At 68.0% G+C, this 19,799-nt stretch carries 20 protein-coding genes and 2 riboswitches; of the genes, 5 read left to right on the forward strand and 15 right to left on the reverse strand.

Annotation, left to right across the window (positions count from 1 at the left end):
• Positions 1–42 precede the first annotated feature (42 nt).
• The 6 genes from EAV90_RS18465 to cbiE form a co-directional block, all read right to left on the reverse strand.
• Positions 43–720: an energy-coupling factor ABC transporter permease gene (locus tag EAV90_RS18465; protein WP_122403985.1), complete on the reverse strand. Its 678-nt coding sequence runs from the start codon at positions 718–720 to the stop codon at positions 43–45.
• Between the two features lie 37 nt (positions 721–757).
• Positions 758–977, reverse strand: a riboswitch (cobalamin riboswitch).
• A gap of 45 nt (positions 978–1,022) precedes the next feature.
• Positions 1,023–1,754, reverse strand: coding sequence for a uroporphyrinogen-III C-methyltransferase (gene cobA / locus EAV90_RS18470; RefSeq protein WP_122403986.1), 732 nt, complete (start codon positions 1,752–1,754; stop codon positions 1,023–1,025).
• Positions 1,751–3,061 (reverse strand): cobyrinic acid a,c-diamide synthase CobB, encoded by a 1,311-nt coding sequence (locus EAV90_RS18475; RefSeq protein ID WP_129144282.1) that lies wholly within the window; start codon positions 3,059–3,061, stop codon positions 1,751–1,753. Before EAV90_RS18475 ends, cobA begins: the two co-directional genes overlap by 4 nt.
• Positions 3,061–3,843 carry a precorrin-4 C(11)-methyltransferase gene (gene cobM, locus EAV90_RS18480; protein ID WP_129144283.1) on the reverse strand — a complete coding sequence of 261 codons (783 nt, stop codon included), beginning with the start codon at positions 3,841–3,843 and terminating at the stop codon, positions 3,061–3,063. The genes EAV90_RS18475 and cobM overlap by 1 nt, the downstream gene beginning before the upstream one ends.
• Positions 3,840–4,208 (reverse strand): cobalamin biosynthesis protein, encoded by a 369-nt coding sequence (locus tag EAV90_RS18485; protein ID WP_162500344.1) that lies wholly within the window; start codon positions 4,206–4,208, stop codon positions 3,840–3,842. Before EAV90_RS18485 ends, cobM begins: the two co-directional genes overlap by 4 nt.
• On the reverse strand, positions 4,205–5,386 hold the full coding sequence (cbiE, locus tag EAV90_RS18490) for a precorrin-6y C5,15-methyltransferase (decarboxylating) subunit CbiE (RefSeq protein WP_129144284.1): 1,182 nt from the start codon (positions 5,384–5,386) through the stop codon (positions 4,205–4,207). Before cbiE ends, EAV90_RS18485 begins: the two co-directional genes overlap by 4 nt.
• Between cbiE and EAV90_RS18495 the strand changes: the two genes are divergently transcribed.
• Positions 5,385–6,131, forward strand: coding sequence for a cobalt-precorrin-6A reductase (locus tag EAV90_RS18495; protein ID WP_129144285.1), 747 nt, complete (start codon positions 5,385–5,387; stop codon positions 6,129–6,131). The two genes, cbiE and EAV90_RS18495, sit on opposite strands and share 2 nt — an antisense overlap.
• Here the strand turns inward: EAV90_RS18495 and cobJ are convergent.
• The 7 genes from cobJ to EAV90_RS18530 are packed head-to-tail and all read right to left on the reverse strand — an operon-like array spanning position 6,107 to position 14,038.
• Entirely contained in the window at positions 6,107–6,841 is a 735-nt protein-coding gene (gene cobJ / locus EAV90_RS18500; protein WP_129144286.1) for a precorrin-3B C(17)-methyltransferase, read from the reverse strand. The two genes, EAV90_RS18495 and cobJ, sit on opposite strands and share 25 nt — an antisense overlap.
• Positions 6,838–7,569, reverse strand: coding sequence for a precorrin-2 C(20)-methyltransferase (locus tag EAV90_RS18505; RefSeq protein ID WP_122403992.1), 732 nt, complete (start codon positions 7,567–7,569; stop codon positions 6,838–6,840). The genes cobJ and EAV90_RS18505 overlap by 4 nt, the downstream gene beginning before the upstream one ends.
• 2 nt (positions 7,570–7,571) lie before the next feature.
• Positions 7,572–8,201 (reverse strand): precorrin-8X methylmutase, encoded by a 630-nt coding sequence (locus EAV90_RS18510; RefSeq protein ID WP_129144287.1) that lies wholly within the window; start codon positions 8,199–8,201, stop codon positions 7,572–7,574.
• Entirely contained in the window at positions 8,201–9,364 is a 1,164-nt protein-coding gene (gene cobG / locus EAV90_RS18515) for a precorrin-3B synthase (protein WP_129144288.1), read from the reverse strand. The genes EAV90_RS18510 and cobG overlap by 1 nt, the downstream gene beginning before the upstream one ends.
• Positions 9,361–12,618 (reverse strand): cobaltochelatase subunit CobN, encoded by a 3,258-nt coding sequence (gene cobN / locus EAV90_RS18520; RefSeq protein ID WP_129144289.1) that lies wholly within the window; start codon positions 12,616–12,618, stop codon positions 9,361–9,363. The genes cobG and cobN overlap by 4 nt, the downstream gene beginning before the upstream one ends.
• Entirely contained in the window at positions 12,618–13,667 is a 1,050-nt protein-coding gene (gene cobW / locus EAV90_RS18525) for a cobalamin biosynthesis protein CobW (protein WP_122403996.1), read from the reverse strand. Before cobW ends, cobN begins: the two co-directional genes overlap by 1 nt.
• Positions 13,664–14,038, reverse strand: a complete 375-nt coding sequence (locus EAV90_RS18530) for a DUF1636 family protein (RefSeq protein WP_122403997.1) — start codon at positions 14,036–14,038, stop codon at positions 13,664–13,666. Before EAV90_RS18530 ends, cobW begins: the two co-directional genes overlap by 4 nt.
• Before the next feature lie 96 nt (positions 14,039–14,134).
• A riboswitch (cobalamin riboswitch) is annotated at positions 14,135–14,355 on the reverse strand.
• Positions 14,356–14,395: 40 nt separating this feature from the next.
• On the opposite strand from EAV90_RS18530, the gene cobO reads away from it, so the two are divergent.
• Positions 14,396–15,031 carry a cob(I)yrinic acid a,c-diamide adenosyltransferase gene (gene cobO / locus EAV90_RS18535; protein ID WP_129144290.1) on the forward strand — a complete coding sequence of 212 codons (636 nt, stop codon included), beginning with the start codon at positions 14,396–14,398 and terminating at the stop codon, positions 15,029–15,031.
• 4 nt (positions 15,032–15,035) lie between these two features.
• The gene (locus EAV90_RS18540; protein WP_129144291.1) at positions 15,036–16,487 is read left to right on the forward strand and encodes a cobyric acid synthase; all 1,452 of its coding nucleotides are present in this window, start codon (positions 15,036–15,038) and stop codon (positions 16,485–16,487) included.
• On the opposite strand, the gene cobD is transcribed toward EAV90_RS18540, so the two are convergent.
• Both cobD and cbiB read right to left on the reverse strand, forming a co-directional pair.
• Complete coding sequence (gene cobD / locus EAV90_RS18545) at positions 16,476–17,441, reverse strand: threonine-phosphate decarboxylase CobD (protein WP_164937005.1); 966 nt, start codon at positions 17,439–17,441, stop codon at positions 16,476–16,478. The genes EAV90_RS18540 and cobD overlap by 12 nt on opposite strands.
• An 11-nt stretch (positions 17,442–17,452) precedes the next feature.
• Positions 17,453–18,376 (reverse strand): adenosylcobinamide-phosphate synthase CbiB, encoded by a 924-nt coding sequence (gene cbiB, locus EAV90_RS18550; protein WP_129144307.1) that lies wholly within the window; start codon positions 18,374–18,376, stop codon positions 17,453–17,455.
• 138 nt (positions 18,377–18,514) lie between these two features.
• Between cbiB and cobU the strand changes: the two genes are divergently transcribed.
• Together cobU and cobS are read left to right on the forward strand one after the other, a co-directional pair.
• A complete protein-coding gene (gene cobU, locus EAV90_RS18555; protein WP_129144293.1) occupies positions 18,515–19,018 on the forward strand; it encodes a bifunctional adenosylcobinamide kinase/adenosylcobinamide-phosphate guanylyltransferase in 504 nt (167 codons plus the stop codon).
• The gene (gene cobS / locus EAV90_RS18560; protein WP_129144294.1) at positions 19,015–19,797 is read left to right on the forward strand and encodes an adenosylcobinamide-GDP ribazoletransferase; all 783 of its coding nucleotides are present in this window, start codon (positions 19,015–19,017) and stop codon (positions 19,795–19,797) included. Before cobU ends, cobS begins: the two co-directional genes overlap by 4 nt.
• Positions 19,798–19,799: the final 2 nt, after the last annotated feature.

A 19,799-nucleotide genomic window follows, 5' to 3' on the forward strand; every position in this document is an offset into this window, starting at 1 on the left:
AGCGCGACGGGCGGCCGCTGCGGCCGCCCATTCGCTTGTCTCTCAGGCCGCGTTGTGCAGGCGCGGCGTGACGAGGCCGGGCGCAGTGACGCCACGCAGCGATTTCGCCAGCGCCAGCACGGCGAGATCGGCGAGCGGCTCGATCACGACGACCAGCGCATAGGATCCGGCAAACGCCGCGATGTTGGCGAGGTTGGTCGCGCCGAAGCCGGAGCCGTAAAGCGCCCAGAACGCCACCCAGGCGACGATGCCGGACTGATAGGCGGTCGAGAGCGCCAGCGCTTGGCGGTATTGCAGATCGACGTAGGCCGTATTGCGCGGAATGATCCGCGTCGCGAGCGCCTGGATCGCAAACAGCGGCACCAGGAGCGTGGTGACGTTCATGCCATATTGCGGCAGGTCGGTCGGCACGAACAACACGCCCTGGAGCAAGAGGCCGAACGCGAGGCCAAAGGCTGCGGGCGCAGCACCAAACAGCAGGAATAGGGTCGAGCCGAGGATGAAGTGCACCTCGGACACGCCGACCGGGAAGTGCGGCAGGATTTGGAAGAAGGTGAAGACAAGGCCCGTGGTGGCCAAGGTGCGCGCCGCGAACGAGCCAACGCCCTGCTCGCGCACGGTTTCGGCCGCGAGCTTGAAGGCAACGCCGCCTGCGGCGATGCCGGTTGCGTAACTCAACACGAGCTTGGCGCCCGTCACGATCCCGGGTTCGATATGCATGGCTCAATTCCTTCCTGCCGTCACACCCGACGGCCTTGGCCTCGAAATTTGCAGGGCCGGTCTCCTGGCTCGCGGTTCACTGGGGTTCTCCGGCCTTCCCGGACCTTGCGGCCCAGTGGCTGATCGGAGCCCCTCACCGCTTACAGTCGCGGGGGCGGCTGGGGTTTTGGGCGCCGCAATTGGGTCCGCCCACCCCCATTCCCGTTTATGCTCCGGCGCTTTGCGCCGCGTTGAGCACCATGCCTCTCTTGTGTGCCCCTTTCGTATCGCAGGCGTCAAGGGGCGACTGGCTGCGGGAGCCGTCATGACGGATATTCCCCGGCCAGCGCGCCGAACAGAATCACGGCGGCGGTGGAAGCCGCCCCACCGCGCGCAAGCTGCTCGGCGAGCTCGACAATGGTGGTGCGGACCAGCCGTTCGTCCGATCTCCCGAGAGATTCGGCGAACAGCGCCGGGGTGCTTGGCGCGAGGCCATGCGCGATCAATTTTGCGGCAAGCGCCGGAAAGGTGCGCCGGCCCATATAGACCACAGTCGTGGCCTCGGGGTCGGCCAGCGCCGCCCAATTCAGGTTTGGTGGCAATTCCCCGGTGACATCGGCCCCGGTCACGAACTGCACCCGTCGCGAGGTGTGCCGTCGGGTCAGCGGAATTCCTGCTCGCGCCGCGGCGACGCAGGCTGAGGTGACTCCGGGAACGATCTCGTAGCCGATGCCGGCCTCGCGCAGCGTTTCGATCTCTTCCTCGAGCCGGCCGAAAATGCCGGCATCGCCCGACTTCAGCCGCACCACGCGCACGCCGGTTGCGGCATAGTCGACCAGGAGACGGTTGACATGGTGCTGCTTGGTCGAAGGACGCCCGGCCCGCTTTCCCACCGCGACAAGATTGGCCCCGGGCCGCGCGAGGTCGAGGATCGCGCCGGACGCAAGGTCGTCATAGAGCACGACGTCCGCCTCGCGCAGCCGCGCGGCGCCCTTCACGGTGAGGAGCTCGGGATCGCCAGGACCGGCGGAGACGAAGGAGACAAAACCGCTCACCGGTCCTCCGCGATCAGATGAAAGAACGTGCCGGTGGCATGGCCACGGCGCGAGCCGGTCTCGGCAATGACGGTGCCGGTTGCATCGTGCACCACGGCCAGCGGCGTATCGGGTTGGGCAACGATGGTCGAATAGTGGAACTCATGGCCGCGCAGGCGTGCGCCGGCCTCATGCCCCGGCATCGGCGCAGCCAGTTCGGCGAGGCGATAGCCCAGATGCATGCGGCGCCTGGCAAAGCTGGTCTCCAGGCCGAGCAGCCCCGCCATCTCATGGCGGACGCCGTCGGCATCGGTCAAAGCGGCACCCAGCACCATATAGCCCCCGCATTCGCCGTGCACGGGCCGCGTCTCCGCGAAGCCGCGAAGGCCGCTGCGAAAGCGCGCGTTGGCCGCGATCCTGCCGGCATGAAGCTCGGGATAGCCGCCCGGCAGCCAGCACACGTTGGCGCTTGCATCGGGTGCTTCGTCAGCCAGCGGCGAGAACGGCACTATCTCGGCGCCCGCCGCGCGCCAGGCTTCCAGCATATGCGGATAGACGAACGAGAATGCCGCATCCCGAGCCAGCGCAATGCGCTGGCCCGGCGGCGTCACATTCAAACCGTTCGTTGCAGGATGCGGCGACCATTTGGCTGCCGATTGCAGCACCGCATCGAGATCGACGTGCTCGGCGATAAAGCGCGCGGCCTCGTCGATCAGCTTGCCGATCTCCGCCTGCTCCTCGGCCTGCACGAGGCCAAGATGCCGCTTCGGCAGGCTGATCTCGGCATGGCGCGGCAGCGCGCCGAACACGGCAACGCCGACCTCGTTCAGCGCGCGCCGCACGAGGTCTTCATGACGCGGGCTGGCGACGCGGTTGAGCACGACGCCCGCAAGGCGCACGCCGGGGCGATAGTCGCGAAGGCCCGCGGCAATCGCCGCCGCCGTCTGCGCCTGTCCCGAGGGATCGATCACCAGCACCACCGGCCAGCCCAGCATCTCCGCAATGTCCGCGGTCGCACCTGTGCCGGAGACGCCACGTGCGGCGACACCGTCGAACAGGCCCATCGAGCCCTCGGCGAGCACGACGTCGGCATCGGCACCGCGGCCGACGAGGTGCGCAATGCTCACGCGATCCATCGCCCAGCTGTCGACGTTGACGGAGGGGCGCCCCGTCGCCGCGGCGTGGAACGCGGGATCGATATAGTCAGGGCCGCTCTTGAAGCACTGCACGTTCAGGCCGCGATTGCGCCAGGCGCGGGCGAGCGCCAGGGTCAGCGTGGTCTTGCCCACTCCGGAGGCAGGTGCGGAGATGACGAGGCCCGCCGCCATCACGATACCTCCGGAAAGCGCGGCTCGGCGCCGACCGGCCGATAGCGGCGGTCGTAAGCGGCGGCATAAAGGCGGCTCTCGTCGAAATCCGCAGCGCCAAGCGTCTTGCCGACCAGGATCAGCGCGGTGCGCTCCATCTCGCCGCCCACGGCCGCATCGAGAGTGCCGAGTGTCGCGCGGACGATACGCTGGTCCGGCCAGCTCGCGCGCCACACGATCGCGACCGGGCAGTCCGCACCGTAGTGAGGCGTCAGCTCGGCCACGACCTGATCGAGCAGATGGATCGACAGGTGAATTGCGAGCACCGCGCCGGTCGCGGCGAATGCAGCGAGCTTCTCGCCTTCAGGCATCGCGCTGGCGCGGCCCGGCGTGCGCGTCAGCACCACGGTCTGAGCCAGGCCCGGCAAAGTCAGTTCGGCCTCCAGCGCCGCCGCCGCAGCCGAGAATGAGGGCACGCCGGGTGTCAGCGTGTAGGGAATTCCGAGCGCACGCAGACGGCGGAGCTGCTCGCCCATCGCCGACCAGATCGAGAGATCGCCGGAATGCAGCCGCGCGACGTCCTTGCCCTCGGCATGCGCGGCGGCGATCTCCGCGATGATCTCCTCGAGCGAAAGCGGCGCGGTGTTGACGATGCGCGCACCGGCCGGGCAATGCGCCAGCACGCCTTCCGGCACCAGCGAGCCCGCATAGAGGCAGACCGGACAGGCCGCGATCAGGTCGCGGCCGCGCAAGGTCAAGAGATCGGCAGCGCCAGGCCCGGCGCCGATGAAATGCACCGTCATGCGCCGTCTCCTTCGGCAATCGCCGCGGTTGCGGTGCGATCCTTCGAGACCATACGCGTCCCAATCAACCGCGCGCGAGGACCGGCGGCAGCGAGCGCCGCAGCTTCGGCGACCGATCCTGTGCCGAACTTTTCCGCGACAAGCGTCGACTGCGTCGGCGTATCGATGCCCGCCAACCTATCGGCCGGGACCGCCATGATCGGCACACCGCACTCGCGTGCGAGCTGCTTCAGCACCTCTGCGTTGGCCTTGTCGATGACAGTTGCCACCGCCGCAAGCCCCTCGGGGCCGCCCGCCGCCAGAAGCGCTTCGCGCAGCGAAGCCAGCGTGACATCCTGTCTGAACCCGAGCCCGGCAACCTTCATCGGTTCGTACTCCACTGCACCACGGGCCGCGCGGCGTTCCACGACCGGTAGCGGCCGAGCGGAGCGGCATGGGCGATCTCGACCCGCATCAGCTCGCCGCCATGGCGCTGATGCAGCTCGCCGAGCAGCGCTTCCGTCTCCAGCGTCACGGCATGCGCGACGACTCGAGTGCCAGGCGCGAGCCGCGCCCAGACGGCGTCGAACAGCGCGCCATCGAGGCCACCGCCGATGAAGACGGCGTCCGGCGGACCCAGCGCCGCGAGAGCTTCGGGCGCTTTGCCTGCGACGACGTTGATCCGATGCTCCAGTCCGAACTCGGCCGCGTTGCTGCGGATGTTGGCAGCCCGATCGTCCCGCGCCTCGACCGCGATCGCCGTTCCGCCGCACAGCGCCCATTCGATCGAGATCGATCCCGAACCCGCGCCAACATCCCACAGCCTCCTACCGGGACACGGCGCCAGCGCCGAAAGCGCCAAGGCCCGCATCGGCCGCTTGGTGATCTGCCCGTCGTGAGCGAAGAAATCGTCCGGCAGGCCAGAGCTGCGAGACAGTCCCTGCCCTCCCTCCGCCTCCAGCGCCACCGCAATCAGGTTTCCAGCCGAAGCGCGCGTATAGCTTTCAGCGCGATATTCTCCGACGCTTTCATTCGGCCCGCCGAGCGCGGCGAGAATCCAGAATGCGGAAGCCCCCCATCCGCGCTCGCTCAGCCATCTCGCGAGGTCGCCGGCCGCCTTGGCGTCACGCACGAGACAGATGATCCGCGCCCCATGCGCCAAATGCGGCACGAGACGTTCGAAAGGCGCGGCGTGAAGTCCGAGGCAAATCACGGATTCCAGCCGCCAGCCCAGCCGCGCGGCGGCAAGCGAGAAGGTCGATGGCGCGGGATGCGCGATCCACTCGTCACCATGGAGCTTCTCGGCGAGACTTGCCCCGGCGCCATGCCAGAACGGATCGCCTGAGGCGAGCACGGCCGTCGGCCTACCGCGACAGCTCAGCACGATGTTTGCGTCGAACGGCACGGGCCACGGGCGTCCGCGGCTGCCGACATCCGCGAGCGCAAGATGACGCTCGCCACCGAACACGGTTTCTGCCCTGGCTAGCGCCTTTCGGCTTGCTTCGGACAGCCCGGCAAGGCCATCTTCGCCGATACCGATGATCGTCAGCCAGGGATCAGCCATGACGCGCGCCCTCATTCTGGGCGGAACGAGCGACGCGAGCGTGCTCGCAACGGCGATCGCGCGCGCCGGCATTGGCGCCGTGTATTCGTACGGCGGCCGCACCCGCGCGCCGGCCGACCAGCCGCTGCCGACCCGCATCGGCGGCTTCGGCGGCGCGAGCGGCCTTGCCGACTACGTTCGTCGTGAGCGCATCACGCATGTCATCGACGCGACGCATCCATTCGCAGCCGAGATGAGCCGGAACGCGGTCGAGGCGTGCACGGAGACGGCCACGCCGCTGATTGCGCTCGAACGCGCGCCCTGGACGAAAGCGCCCGGCGACAATTGGATCGAGGTCGTCGACGTCAACGCCGCCGTCGCCGCGCTGCCCGAGGTGCCGGCAAACGTATTCCTCGCCATCGGCCGTCAGCACATCGCGCCGTTCGCGACGAAGCCGCAGCACACCTATACGCTGCGCTTCGTCGATCCGCCCGCAGCGCCCCTGCCCTTCGCGGCCGATATGATCGTGTCCCGCGGCCCCTTCACCCTCGACGGAGAGCTGGAGCTGCTGCGCACACGCGGCATCGCGTGGATCGTCGCCCGCAATTCCGGCGGCGACGGCGCGCGCGCCAAGATCGACGCCGCCCGCAGGCTCGGCCTGCCCGTGATCATGATCTCGCGGCCAGAACTGCCCGCGCGGTTGCGGGTGGAGAGCGTCGTCGAGGTGATGCAGTGGCTCGGTCATCGCACCTGCCTCGGTGCATAGATCCAGCGGCCGATGCGGCGCGTCTGCGAGTTGCCGACGATCACCAGCGTGCGCATGTCGGCCATTTCGGCCCGGGCCTCGTTCAGCGTCACGGTCTCGATCTTCTCGTCGGCAGCACTGATCGCACGCGCGAAGATCACCAGGCGCTCGCCGCAGCCGGCTTCCCGAAGCACCGCAAGCGCGCGGCCAAATCCTTCCGGCCGGCTCGCCGAGCGCGGATTGTACATCGCGATGGCGAAATCGGCTTCCGCAGCGAGTCGAAGACGCTTCTCGATCACCGTCCACGGCTTGAGATTGTCGGAGAGATTGATCGCGCAAAAATCATGGCCGAGCGGCGCGCCGGTGCGGGCGGCCGCCGCCAGCATCGCGGTGATGCCGGGCAGCACACGGATCGGCAGGTCCTGCCATTGCGGCGTCTGCTCGAGCGCCTCGAACACCGCGGAGGCCATCGCGAATACGCCGGGATCGCCGGAGGAAACGACCACGACCTGTCTGCCCTCAGCAGCTAGCCGCAGCGCTTCGCTCGCACGCTGCAGCTCCTCGCGATTGTCAGATGGATGCAGCTCGAGCCCGGCCCGCGGCGGCACGCGTGCGACATAGGGCGCATAGCCCAGAATGTCGGTGGCGGCGGCAAGCGCCGCGGAGACTTCCGGCGTCACCAGCGTGTCGCTGCCCGGCCCGAGGCCCGCGATGGTCAGCGTGCCCGTCATTCGGCAGCGTCCAGATGCCGGCCCTTGCCGTGCACGAGCACGATCGCGAAGTAAGGGCAATCGGCAGCATCGATCTCGGCGAGCCGCACCACGCGCTCGCCCGGCATGGTGCCGCGCTCGACCAGCCAGGCGTCATCCAGCCTGCCTGCGGAGCGAAGCGCGCGTTGTACCTTTGCGAGATTGCGGCCGGTCTTCATGACGACGAGCGCATCGGAATCGCGCATGCGCCGCTCGAGCTCGTCTTCGGCGAGCGTGCCCATCAGCACCGTCGTCACGTCATCGCCGAGCGCGATCGGCTGTCCAACGCCATTCCAGCAGCCGACCATCCCGGGAATTCCGGCGATCACCTCGATCTCGACGCGGCCTTGCAGGCGCGTGTGCAGATGCATGAAGGAGCCGTAGAAGTAGGGATCGCCCTCGCAGAGCACGACGACGTCGACCGCGCGCGAAAGCCGTGCCAGGCGCTCGGCCCATTCGTCGTAGAAGCCGGCGAGCATTTGCACGTAGTCAGGACTGTCGAAGGCGATCTCGGTCGTGACCGGATATTCCATGGGATATTCGGTGACGCCGGCAGCGAGCATGCCCTCGACGATGCGGCGCGCCTGCCCCGGCCTGCCCTTCTTGCGGAAATAGGCGACGTGCTGCGCGCCGCGCACCGTGCGATCGGCGCGCACGCTCATCAGATCGGGATCGCCTGGGCCGAGACCGCAGCAGATGATGCGTCCCATGGCTATTCGCTCCGGCTCGCCAGCGCGTTGACGGCGGCGACCGTGATCGCGGAGCCGCCGAGGCGCCCTTCGACCGTCAGTGCCGGCGCCGGCGGATCGGCCATCAGCGCGGCCTTGGATTCGGCGGCGCCGACGAAGCCGACGGGGCAGCCGATGATCGCTGCCGGCCGGGGGCAGTCGCGATCCTCCAGCATGTTGAGCAGATGAAACAGCGCAGTCGGCGCATTGCCGATCGCGACGACCGCGCCGCCCAGATGCGGCCGCCACAGCTCCAGTGCGGCGGCCGAACGTGTGTTGCGCATGGAGTGCGCGAGCGCAGGAACGGACTCGTCTCCGAGCGTGCAGATCACGGCATTGGCCGCAGGCAATCTGGCACGCGTGATGCCCTCCGATACCATGCGCGCATCGCACAGGATCGGCGCGCCCTTCTGCAAGGCCGCGCGCGCGGCGATCGCCATGCCAGGCGTGAAGCGGATATGCGCCTCGAGGCCGACCATGCCGGCAGCGTGGATCATCCGCACCACCACCGGCTCCTCGCCGGGCGTAAAGCGCGCAAGATCGGCCTCGGCCCGAATGGTGGCAAAGGATTGCCGGTAGATCGCCGCGCCGTCGGTCTCGTAGATGTGCGGCATCAGTTCCCTCCGACCAGGATGGAGGGATCGCTGACGATATCCGCGCCGCTCAGCCCGCGCAGCACCGGCTCATCGCGCGTCGAGCCATCGCGGACGAGATCGAATCCGGCGCGCGTCGCGATCAGCGTGACCGCAGCCGTGCCGGAATGCGCGCAGCCCTTGCGGCAGCCGGAAACATGGAGCCGCCCATCGGCGGCAATGCGCGGGGCGAGCGCTGCTGCGAGCGCGCGCGTATCGGCATGGGCTTCCCGGCAGCGCGGCGCGCCGCTGCAGGCTATGACGCGCAGCGCCGGATCATACGGCTCGGTGATGAGGCCCGCCCCGCTCGGCATCTCGCGCTTGCCCTCACTGAGCACCATCCGCCAGGGAGTCATGCGCAGCGCATGTCCGTAACCTGAGAACTGACGGAGCGTCGCGTGCAGCATTTGTCCGAACGCGACGCCAACCATCGCGCCTTGCGGATAGGGCCCGGGCCGCGCTGCGGCCATCACGGGCGCGGGCTCGGTCTCGCCGCGCAGCGATTGAGGCAACGTCGCGCCGGATGCGATGTGGGCTGCCATGCGCCCTCGTCCACCCCTCGCGCCGCCGGAGATGAGGAACCAGCTTGCGAGCGCCAGCGCCGCGCTCACGGCCTGTCCGCGTTCGACGCAGCGGCCGAGCCTTGCGCCGTCGGCCCGCACAAGGAGGCGGCCCGAGCGGTCGCGCTCGATGCGGATGTCGGCGGAATCGCCGGCCAGAACGCGCGATCGGCCATCATCGACGGCGAAGCCGAACTTGGTGGGAAGCGCGAGGCCGGAATCGGCGAGCGCCTCCTCGAGCTCCGCGGCGAGCGAGTGCGTCTCGTCACCGCCGCTCCAGAACGGCGTCACCAGGATGTTGCGCCTGGCCTCGATATCGGCGTCGGGATCGAGCAGCGCCAGTTGCGCAAGGCCATCGAGCAGCGGCCGATGGCCCTCCTCCTTGACGCCCCTGATCTGGAGATTGGCCCGGCTTGTGACGTCGATCAGGCCGTTGCCGAAGCGCTCGGCCAGATCCGCAAGCACGGAGATCTGTGGTGCTTCAAGGCGCCCGCCAAACGGACGCACACGGACCACGAGCCCGTCGCCCGACAGCATCGGACGCAGCGCGCCGGGACACCAGCCCTTGACTGCCGCCGCGCTCATGAGGCCTCCCGCAGTGCCGCCGCGATCGAATTGCGGCGGGTTCGCCAGAGTGAAGCTTCATGCAGGCGGGTGAAGCACGTCTCCATCGCGGCAAGGGCCGCCGGATTTTCGCGGGCCATGAAGGCGCGGACCTCGTCGTTGCCGAATGTCGCGTCGTAATAGAGATCGAACAAATGCGGCGGCACGGCGCCGGCGAGATGGGCGAAGGCGGCCATGTGCTCCAGCGTCGCGGTGATCTCGGCGGCGCCACGAAAACCGTGACGCATCATGCCGGCGATCCAGGCCGGATTGGCCGCGCGTGCCCGGACGACACGTGAAATTTCCTCCGTCAGCGTGCGCGCATGCGGCTCGCTGGGCCGTGTCGCATCGAGATGATAGAGCGAAGGCGCGCCTGCACCGAGGTGAGCTGCAGCCGCAGCGACGCCTGCTTCATGCGCGGCGTAGTCGGCGGCGAGCAGAAGGTCGGTTTCGGGCAAGTCCTGGATATGGACAAAAGCGTCCGCGGATGCGAGCCGCGATTCGATGCCTGCGCGATCCGGCTGCATTGTACCATCCACCGAGAATGCCCAGGACGATGCCGACAGCCACGCTTCGCCGGCTGCTTGGCGGGTCTCGGGCGTGAAGGCATCCGGGATCGCGGAAAGGCCGACGCCGTATTGTCCGGGACGCGGCGCGAACACGCGGGAGGTGCGTTGGCGATACGGGTTCTCATCGCCCTCCTCGTCGCGCGCCGCGAGCGCCTCGGAGGCGGCTTCGAACAATTGCGCAAGGCCTGCGAAGACATCGCGGAACAGGCCCGACACCCGCAGCGTGACGTCGATGCGGGGGCGACCGAGCTCGGCCGGCGCGATGATGTCGTAACCGGTGACGCGGCCGGAAGCGTGATCCCAGCGCGGCGCAAGGCCGGCCAGATGCAACGCCATCGCGAACTCCTCGCCCGCGGTACGCATCGTCGCCGAGCCCCAGAGATCGACGACGAGGCCCTTCGGCCAATCGCCGTGATCCTGCAGATGGCGGCGCAGCAGCTCTTCGGCGAGCTTGATTCCTTGCGCATGCGCCGACGGCGTCGGCACCGCGCGCGGATCGACGGCGAAGAGATTGCGCCCCGTCGGCAAGACGTCCTGACGTCCGCGATAGGGTGAGCCCGACGGCCCCGGCGCAACGCGCCGGCCTGCCAGTGCAGCGAGCAGCGCATCCCGCTCCGCCTCGCCGCAGGCGCCGCGGCCGAACACGTGCAGGCCGTCGCCGAACTGGCTTTCCTTGAGGTCGCAGACGAAGCGATCGATCCGCGGAATGGCTTCGGCCGGTGCTGCCGATGCATCTAGGCCGAGATCCTCCTCGAGGCCGGCCGCTCGCGCCTCGTCGCGGATCGCCGCGATCAGGCGCTGGCGGCGGGCGGGATCGAGACCGTCGGCGGTCGAATATTCGTCAAGGAGCCGTTCGAGTCGGCGCAGCCCTTCCGGCACGGCGGAGCTTTCGAGAGGCGGCGGCAGATGGCCGATCGTCACCGCTCCGATGCGCCGCTTGGCCTGCGCGGCCTCGCCGGGATCGTTGACGATGAAGGGATAGATGACGGGGAGATCGCCGATCAATGCCTCCGGCCAGCAGCTCGTTGACAGCGCCACGGACTTTCCCGGCAACCACTCCAGCGTGCCGTGCGCGCCCATATGTACGACGGCATCGCAGCCCTGCTGCCTGAGCCAGAGGTAGAACGCGACATAGGCATGGCGCGGTGTGCGGGCGAGATCGTGATAATCGGCATCGCGCGTGGCCGCATCGCCGCGCTCGGGCTGGACTGCGATGATCGAGCGGCCGCACTGAATTGCGGCGAAGTGGAACGCGCCGTCGCGGCAGCTCGGATCATCCTCCACCGCTCCCCAGGCCTGGGCGAGATCGTCCTGCAAGGATTCCTGCAAGGATTGCGGCATGCGCGCGAGCGCCGCGCGATAATCGGCAACACGCCAAGTGAGCTGCTGCCTCAGCAGCGTCTCGCCGAGCGCGTCGACCGGCGCAACCTCGAAGCCCACTTCCGCGAGATCGGACACCAAGGCCTCGACCGAGGCCAGCGCATCGAGACCGACCGCATGCGCGATCTGGTGCGGACGTCCCGGATAATTCGAGAGCACGATCGCCAGCCGCTTCTCGCCGGCCGGCTTCTCGGCAAGGCCCCGCCAGGCCGCGACGCGCGCGGCGACGGCCTTCACACGTTCTTCATCCGGCCTGTGCGCCAGGTGCGAGAACTGCAACTCCGGATCGCGCTCAGCGGCCGATTTGAAGCTCACCACGCCCGCGAACAAGCGGCCGTCGACCTCGGGCAGCACCACATGCATCGCGAGATCGCCGGGCGAGAGGCCGCGCAGCGATTCCGCCCAATCCTCGCGCCGCGCCGTCGAGAGTGCGACCTGAAACACCGGACACGTGGCATCGAACGGCGTGGTGCCGTCGTCGCCGATCGCGGAAAACGCCGTCGCATTGACGATCGCGGCCGCTGGATTTTGCGCGAGATACGCGCGCAGCCAATCGGCGACGCCCGCAGCCTTCAGCGAGGTGACGAACACGCCGTGCGCGTCAAACCCCTTCTCGCGCAGCGCCACGATCAGCGCGTCGACCGGGCCAGTGTCCGCGGCGGTGAGATAGGAACGATAGAAGGCGACGAGCGCGCCCGGTTTTCCCTTGGTAGCCGCAGGGGCGGTGATGACGCCGCGAACGGGATCATAAAAACCCATCTCGGGCACGGTCATCTCGCCGGTGACCGGCCCTGCATAGAGGCCCGAAGCCAACGCAAGCTGCGCGATCGCGGCTTGAGCGGCAACGGGGCCGCCGGTATCGCACAGCACCTTGAGCCGACGCAGCGTCGAGACTGGCAGCGTCGAATATGCATCGAGCCGCGGGTCGTCGCGCCCATCGCCCGGCAGCACGGCCAGCACGATATTGCGGTCCTTGGCGAGCTGTTGCAGGGCCGCCAGCCCATACGGCCAGTAGGATTCGCCGCCGATCAGGCGCACCAGAATGCCGCGTGCCTGCGACAGCGTGCGCTCGATATAGGTGTCCACCGACAGCGGGTGACGCAGCTCCGCAAGATTCGCGAGCCGCAGCGACGGCAGGCTGTGGCAGCCACGCCGCCAGCCGGCCGCGAACGCGGCGAGATCGGAATCCGAATACGAGAGCACCACGAGATCGGCCGGGTCCTGGCCGATGTCTCTTGGCGTCGCGGTCTCCTCGAGACCGCGGCTCTCGCGGAAGACGACGTGCATCAGATACCAGATCCTGAAAGAGCAAGTCCTGCCCTGATCGCGGCCTCGTCGATGTCGCCATGCTCGCCGATCACGACCAGCTTTGACTGTCTGAGACCTGCGCCCCAGGGCCTGTCGAACTGATGGCGCACGCGCTCTCCGACCGCCTGCAGCAACAGCCGCATCGGCTTGCCGGCGACCGCGATGTAGCCCTTGGCGCGCAGCACGTTCTGCTCGCGGGCGAGCTTCTGGACGGATGCGACCAACGCATCGACGTCCGCCACTTCCGGAAGATCGATCACGACAGAGGCGAAATCGTCGTGCTCGTGCTCCTCTTCGCCGTCATGATGCGAGGGGCGCGCGGCGAGGTCGTTCTCCGCGGCAGCGCCGATGCCGAGGATGACGCGCGCATCGATCGCGCCGTCGGTGATCGGCAGCATGGGCACGCGGCGCGGCATCTCGGCAGCGATCGCGGCCTTTGCGGCTTCGATGCCCGCCGCGCCCGCAAGATCAGCCTTGGTCAGCAGCACGATATCGGCGCAGGCGATCTGGTCCTCGAACACTTCCGACAGCGGCGTCTCGTGATCCAGATTTTCGTCCGCCGCGCGCTGCGCTTCGACGGCCGCCGGATCTGGCGCGAACCGGCCGGCCGCGACAGCCTCGGCATCGGCCAGCGCGATCACGCCATCGACCGTGATGCGCGAGCGGATCTCCGGCCAGTCGAACGCCTTGAGCAACGGCTTCGGCAGCGCCAGGCCCGAGGTCTCGATCAGGATGTGATCGGGCCGCACCGGGCGCGCCAGCAATTGCTCCATGGTCGGAATGAAATCGTCGGCCACGGTGCAGCAGATGCAGCCATTGGCGAGCTCGACGATGTTCTCCTCCGGGCAATTGGCGTCGGCGCAGGATTTCAGGATCTCGCCATCGACCCCCTCGCTGCCGAACTCGTTGACGAGCACGGCGAGCTTCTTGCCGTTGGCATTGGTCAGCAGATGCTGGATCAGCGTGGTCTTGCCGGAGCCGAGAAAACCAGTGACCACCGTGACCGGGACTTTTGCGAGCGAGTTCATTCAGCGGCCTCCGGCACGACGGCAATGGGGGGAATGCGGGCAAGCGATTGCTTGCGGAAGATTTCCGGCCGGCTGCGCCAGGGCACAATGCCATCAGGCGCGGCGGCATAGGCCGCAGCACCCGCGACCACGTCGCGCGCGTTGGCATCCGACAGACGGCCATAGACATAGGACCAGCGGCCGGGCGCGCTGAGCGCGACCGAGCAGCCCTGGCTGCAGGCCGACAGGCATTCGACGGGAACCACGCTGACGCCATCGGGCACGCCGGCCTCGAGGATCGCACCATGCAGGCGCTTGCCGGGCGTCGTGTCGCCCTCGCCGAGCGTCTGGCCGGCGCGGCAGGTGATGCAGACGTGAAGTGTGACGGTCATCGCCTCTTCCAGGATAAACAGCGGGAGGCGATGAGGCGCGCGGACCGTTCTCCTGAGGGCCCGCTTCCCCGTCGCGGAACACCCCGTCCGCCGGTCCAAAACACGTTCGCGCTGGCAGGTCTCCCGGCTTGCGGAGCAGGGTTTTCACCCTTCGATCCCCGCCTTCCCGATTCCCAAGGGAATCAGTGGCTTCGGGCATCTCTCCGGTCACGGTCGCGGGGGCGGCTGCATTTTGGACCCAAATCTTGCCGATTCGGACCCTATCGCATTCCCTCTTCGCCTGTCATAGGACAGGAACCAACGCCCGGCCACCATTTGCCGGTGGCCGCCACTTGTCAAGCCGAAGGACCGGGACCGATGACGCCTGAACCGGATACCCAAACAGCTGAGGAAACCGACGCCCGGCACGCCCAGAAAATGGCGAAGAAGAAGGCTGCCCGCGACAAGATCATGGCGACCAAGAGCGGCGAAAAGGGCCTCATCATCGTCCACACCGGCGCCGGCAAGGGAAAATCCTCCTCTGCCTTCGGCATGATCGTCCGCTGCGTCGCCCACGGCTTGCCCTGCGCGGTCGTGCAGTTCATCAAGGGCGCCTGGGATACCGGCGAGCGACGCCTGCTCACCGGCCATTTCGGCGACCTCTGCCAGTTCCACGCGATGGGCGAAGGCTTCACCTGGGAGACGCAGGACCGCGCCCGCGACATCGCCGCCGCACGCGCCGGCTGGGAGAAGGCCAAGGAGCTGATTCTCGACGAGCACTTGCGCATGGTCGTGCTCGACGAGATCAACATAGCGCTGCGCTACGACTATCTCGACATCGCCGAGGTCGTCGAGTTCCTGAGGACGCAGAAGCCGCCGATGACGCATGTCGTGCTCACCGGACGCAACGCCAAGGACGAGCTGATCGAGATCGCGGACCTCGTGACCGAGATGACGCTGGTCAAGCACCCCTTCCGCTCCGGCATCAAAGCGCAGGCCGGCGTCGAGTTCTGAAGGCATGACGGCGCGCGCATTGATGATCCAGGGCGCCGGCTCGGACGTGGGCAAATCGCTCATCGTCGCCGGCCTTGCCCGCGCCTTCACGCGCCGCGGCCTGCGCGTGCTCCCGTTCAAGCCGCAGAACATGTCCAACAATGCCGCCGTCACCGTCGATGGCGGCGAGATCGGCCGCGCCCAGGCGCTCCAGGCGCTCGCCGCCGGCGTCGAGCCGCACACCGACATGAACCCGGTGCTGCTCAAGCCCGAGACCGACGTCGGCGCACAAATCGTCGTCCACGGCAAGCGCATCGCAACTGCGCGAGCTCGCGACTATGCCGCAATGAAGCCCTCGCTGATGAGCGCGGTGTTGGAGAGTTTTGAGCGCCTGAAGGCGCGCGCCGATCTCGTGCTGGTGGAAGGCGCCGGCAGTCCGGCGGAGGTGAACCTGCGCAAGTCCGACATCGCCAATATGGGCTTCGCCCGCAAGGCGGACGTGCCGGTGGTGCTGATCGGCGACATCGATCGCGGCGGGGTCATCGCCCAGCTCGTCGGCATCAAGACGGTGATCGACCCCGACGATGCCGCGATGATCTGTGCCTTTGTCATCAACAAGTTCCGCGGCGATCCCACGTTGTTCGACGACGGCTACAGGCTGATCGAACAGAAGACGTCGTGGCGTGGCCTCGGCGTGCTGCCCTGGTTCGCGCGCGCCGGCGAGCTGCCAGCCGAGGACGCGCTGGGCCTGAGCGATGCGCGCAAGCCGGGCCAGTGCAAGATCGCCTGCCTCGCACTGTCGCGCATTGCCAATTTCGACGATCTCGATCCGCTCAAGCTCGAACCAGGCGTCGATCTCGTCATGGTCCGTCCGGGCGAAGCAATTCCCGGCGATGTCAGGCTTGTCATCATCCCCGGCTCGAAATCCACCCGCGGCGATCTCGCCTTCCTGCGCGCGCAGGGCTGGGACATCGATCTGCTCGCGCACCATCGTCGCGGCGGCCATGTGCTCGGCCTCTGCGGCGGCTATCAGATGCTCGGCCGCAGCGTGGCCGATCCCGATGGCATCGAAGGTCCCGCGGGCGACACGCCGGGCCTCGGGCTTCTCGATGTCGAGACCGTGATGAGCCCGCAGAAGACGCTGACGCGCGTCGCGGCCGCGCATGCCGCCACAGAGCAGCCGATCGAGGCCTATGAGATCCACATCGGCCGCACCGACGGCCCCGATCGCGTCCGCCCGTTCGCGAAGCTGAATGGCGAGCCGGAAGGCGCGATCTCGCCGGATGGCCGCGTGCAAGGCAGCTATCTGCATGGCCTGTTCACGTCGGATGATTTCCGCAAGGCATTTTTGGCCAAGCTCGACATTCCCGCGGGCGAAGAGCCCTATCATGCCAGGATCGAGAGCGCACTCGAGGCGCTGGCCGATCACATCGAAAAGCATCTCGACATCGAAGGCCTGCTCGCGCTAGCGCGCTAGGACCTCGCCAAGGCGCGCCCATTCGGCTTCGCTGCCGGGAAGCCCGAGGCGCAGCCATGCTGGCGTTTGCGCAAAGACGCGGGACCATATCTGGCCACGCGCGAGCCTCTCCTGCGCGGCCAGCGCGTCGGGGATCTGGTAAAGACGAAACAGCGGCGTCCCGCCGACGAGCCGCCAGCCTTGCGACAGCACCATGGTGTCGAGACGAACACAGTCGCGGGCGAGCCGCGCCGACGTGGCCTCGGCCCAGGCATCATCGCGCAAAGCCCGGCAGCCGATCGCAATCGCCGTGCCCGACACCGGCCATGGACCCGTCATCGCCGTAAGCTTCACAACGTCGGCCGCATTGCCGATTGCGAAGCCAAGCCGGAGGCCGGCAAGACCATAAAATTTTCCGAACGAGCGCAGCACCAATAGTCCCGGCCGATCCGCCTCCGGCGCAAGCGATAATTGCGGAACGGCATCGGCAAAGCTCTCGTCGATCACGAGGCGGCCGACACGCGGCAGCAGTGCGAGCAGATCCTTTGGCGAATGACGCCGGCCATCGGGATTGTTGGGGTTGACGACGATGGCGAGATCCGCGCCCGCCAGCGCATCGAGCTCCGTCACCTCCTGGACATCCCAGCCTGCAGCCGACAGCACCCCTGCATATTCATTGTAGGTCGGCGCAAGGATGCGCGCGCGACCGGACGACGTCAGGCGTGGCAGCAATTGAATGGCGGCTTGCGCGCCGCCCATCGCAACGACCGGTGCACGCGTGCGATAGGCCTGCCGCGCGGCCTGATGCAAGGCATCGATCTCGGCGCGCGACGGCAGCGCGCTCCACGCGCGCGAGTTCACCTCGCCCACGGGATAAGGCAACCGATTGATCCCCGTCGACAGATCGATCCAATCCTCCGCGCGGCCGCCAAACCGCTGCTGGGCCAGATCGAGATTTCCACCGTGCTCGCGCATGCCTCGTTCTGTCATGCGAAGGCGAGGATCGCAAGGAGGGCGGCGAGCAGCATCATGGCGCGGCGGTAGACCGTCAGCGCCTCCGTGATATCGGCGGCGCGCGGATCGCGCGCGCCTTGGTTCAGCCAGGGCTCGTCGGTCGCGCTGCCGTGATAGATGCGGGGACCACTGAGCCGCACGCCGAGCGCCCCCGCCATCGCCGCTTCCGGCCAGCCGGCATTCGGCGAACGATGCCGGCGCGCATCGCGCGCCATGCACGACAGCGCCTCCGATCGCCTTGACGCCAGCAGCACGAACAGGAATCCGCTCAGGCGCGCCGGAATGAAATTGGCGACATCGTCGATGCGCGCCGCCGCCCACCCAAAGGCTTCATGTCGTTCGCTGCGATGACCGATCATGGAGTCCAGCGTGTTGATGGCCTTGTAGCCGAAGATGCCGGGCAGACCGAACAGCGCGCCCCAGAACACCGGCGCGACGATGCCGTCGGAGGAGTTCTCGGCAAGGCTCTCGATCGCCGCGCGCGCGATGCCGGCTTCATCGAGCGCTGTGGGATCGCGGCCGACGATGCGCGATACCGCCTCGCGTGCGGCGGCGATGTCGCCCGCCTGCAACGGCATCGCGACGGCGGCAACGTGATCATGGAGCGAGCGCAGCGCGACCAATGGCCAGGCCAGGATGCCAATCAACATGATCTGGATCCAGCCCAGCGAGAGCACCGATTGAACGATCCAGCCGAGCGCAACTGAGAGCGCTATCACCGCCAGTGCTCCGGCAATGCCAGCAGCTCGGCGCCACTCCGGCGGATCGGACGCGCGATTCCAGGCGGCGTCGATGGCGGCAATCAGCCGGCCGAGCCAGGTGACGGGATGGCCGATCCGCGCGAACAGCGGGGCGGGCCAGCCCAGAAGGGCATCCACCGCCATCGCCACCACCATCGCACCCGCAAAGCCCACACCCGCCTCCTGTCCACCCCTGTTGCGCAAAGCGAGGACGGAGCGCAAGCCCCTCGCCCCCTGATTTCGGCTTTGTCTTTGGTCACGATTGATGGTTAGTCAGGCTCACGGGAGACCTTCATGACCACCATCTTGATCACGGGCGGAGCGCGATCGGGCAAGAGCAAGCGTGCGGAAACGCGCACGCGCGCCTTTTCCGGCCAGCCGGTCTACATCGCGACGGCCGAGGCGCTCGATGGCGAAATGGAGGAACGCATCGCAAGACACCGCGCGCGGCGCGGAACCGATTGGATCGAGCGCGAGGTGCCGCTTGATCTCGTGCCCGCGCTGCTCGCAACCGATGGCGGCGGCGCACGGCTGGTGGACTGCCTGACACTCTGGCTCTCCAACCTGATGCATGCAGAGCGCGACTGGGAGCACGAGGTGAATGCGCTTGCCGGCGCCCTGCCCCGGCTGAAGAGCCCGGCTGTTCTCGTCACCAACGAGGTCGGCCTCGGCATCGTGCCCGACAACGCACTGGCGCGCAGCTTCCGCGATGCCGCCGGGATCATGAATCAGATCATTGCCGATGTCGCTGACGAGGTCGAATTCGTCGTCGCCGGCCTGCCGATGAAATTGAAATGATGCCGCGCGCCGAACTCTTGCGGGACGTCGTCGCCGATCTTCGAATCGCAGCATCATTCGTGACGATCCTGCCCGTCGCGTCGTCGAAGCCCGCCGGTGACGGAGCGATCGCGCGCGCGACCTGGGCGCTGCCCGTCGCGGGACTGCTGGTCGGCCTCGCCGGCGCCTTGGTCTACAAGATCTCCATCCGGTTCGGACTGACACCGAACCTTGCCGCCCTGCTCGCGCTGGCCACGACCGCCCTCATCACCGGCGCGCTGCACGAGGACGGGCTTGCCGATACCGCGGACGGACTCGGCGGCGGCCGTACGCGTGAGCGCAAGCTCGAGATCATGCGCGACAGCCGGATCGGGACCTATGGCGTCTGCGCACTGATCCTGTCGTTCGGCTTGCGCTGGGGTGCGCTCGCGACCATCGCCGATCCCCTCGCCGTCGCGTTCGCACTGTGCGCGGCGCAAACTGCTGCCCGCGCCGGCGTGCCGGCCTTCATGTCGCTGGTGCCGCCTGCGAGACCTGACGGCCTGTCGGCCAGCGCCGGAGCGCCGCCGGGCGGCAGCATCGCCATTGCCTTCGCGCTTGGAACGCTCGCGCTTGCCCTGGCGTTGGGGCCGGGCAAGGCGCTGGTCGGACTGCTCCTGCTATCGCTTGCCGGCCTCATGCTGGCGCGGCTTGCCATCCGCCAGATCGGCGGGCAGACCGGCGACGTCCTCGGCGCGTTCGAGCAGACGGGCGAGATCCTGATCCTGCTCGTGGCCGCCTCCTTCCAAATGGGACGCTGACC

Origin of the sequence: Bradyrhizobium vignae, from assembly GCF_004114425.1 — a bacterium.
GTDB lineage: Bacteria > Pseudomonadota > Alphaproteobacteria > Rhizobiales > Xanthobacteraceae > Bradyrhizobium > Bradyrhizobium vignae.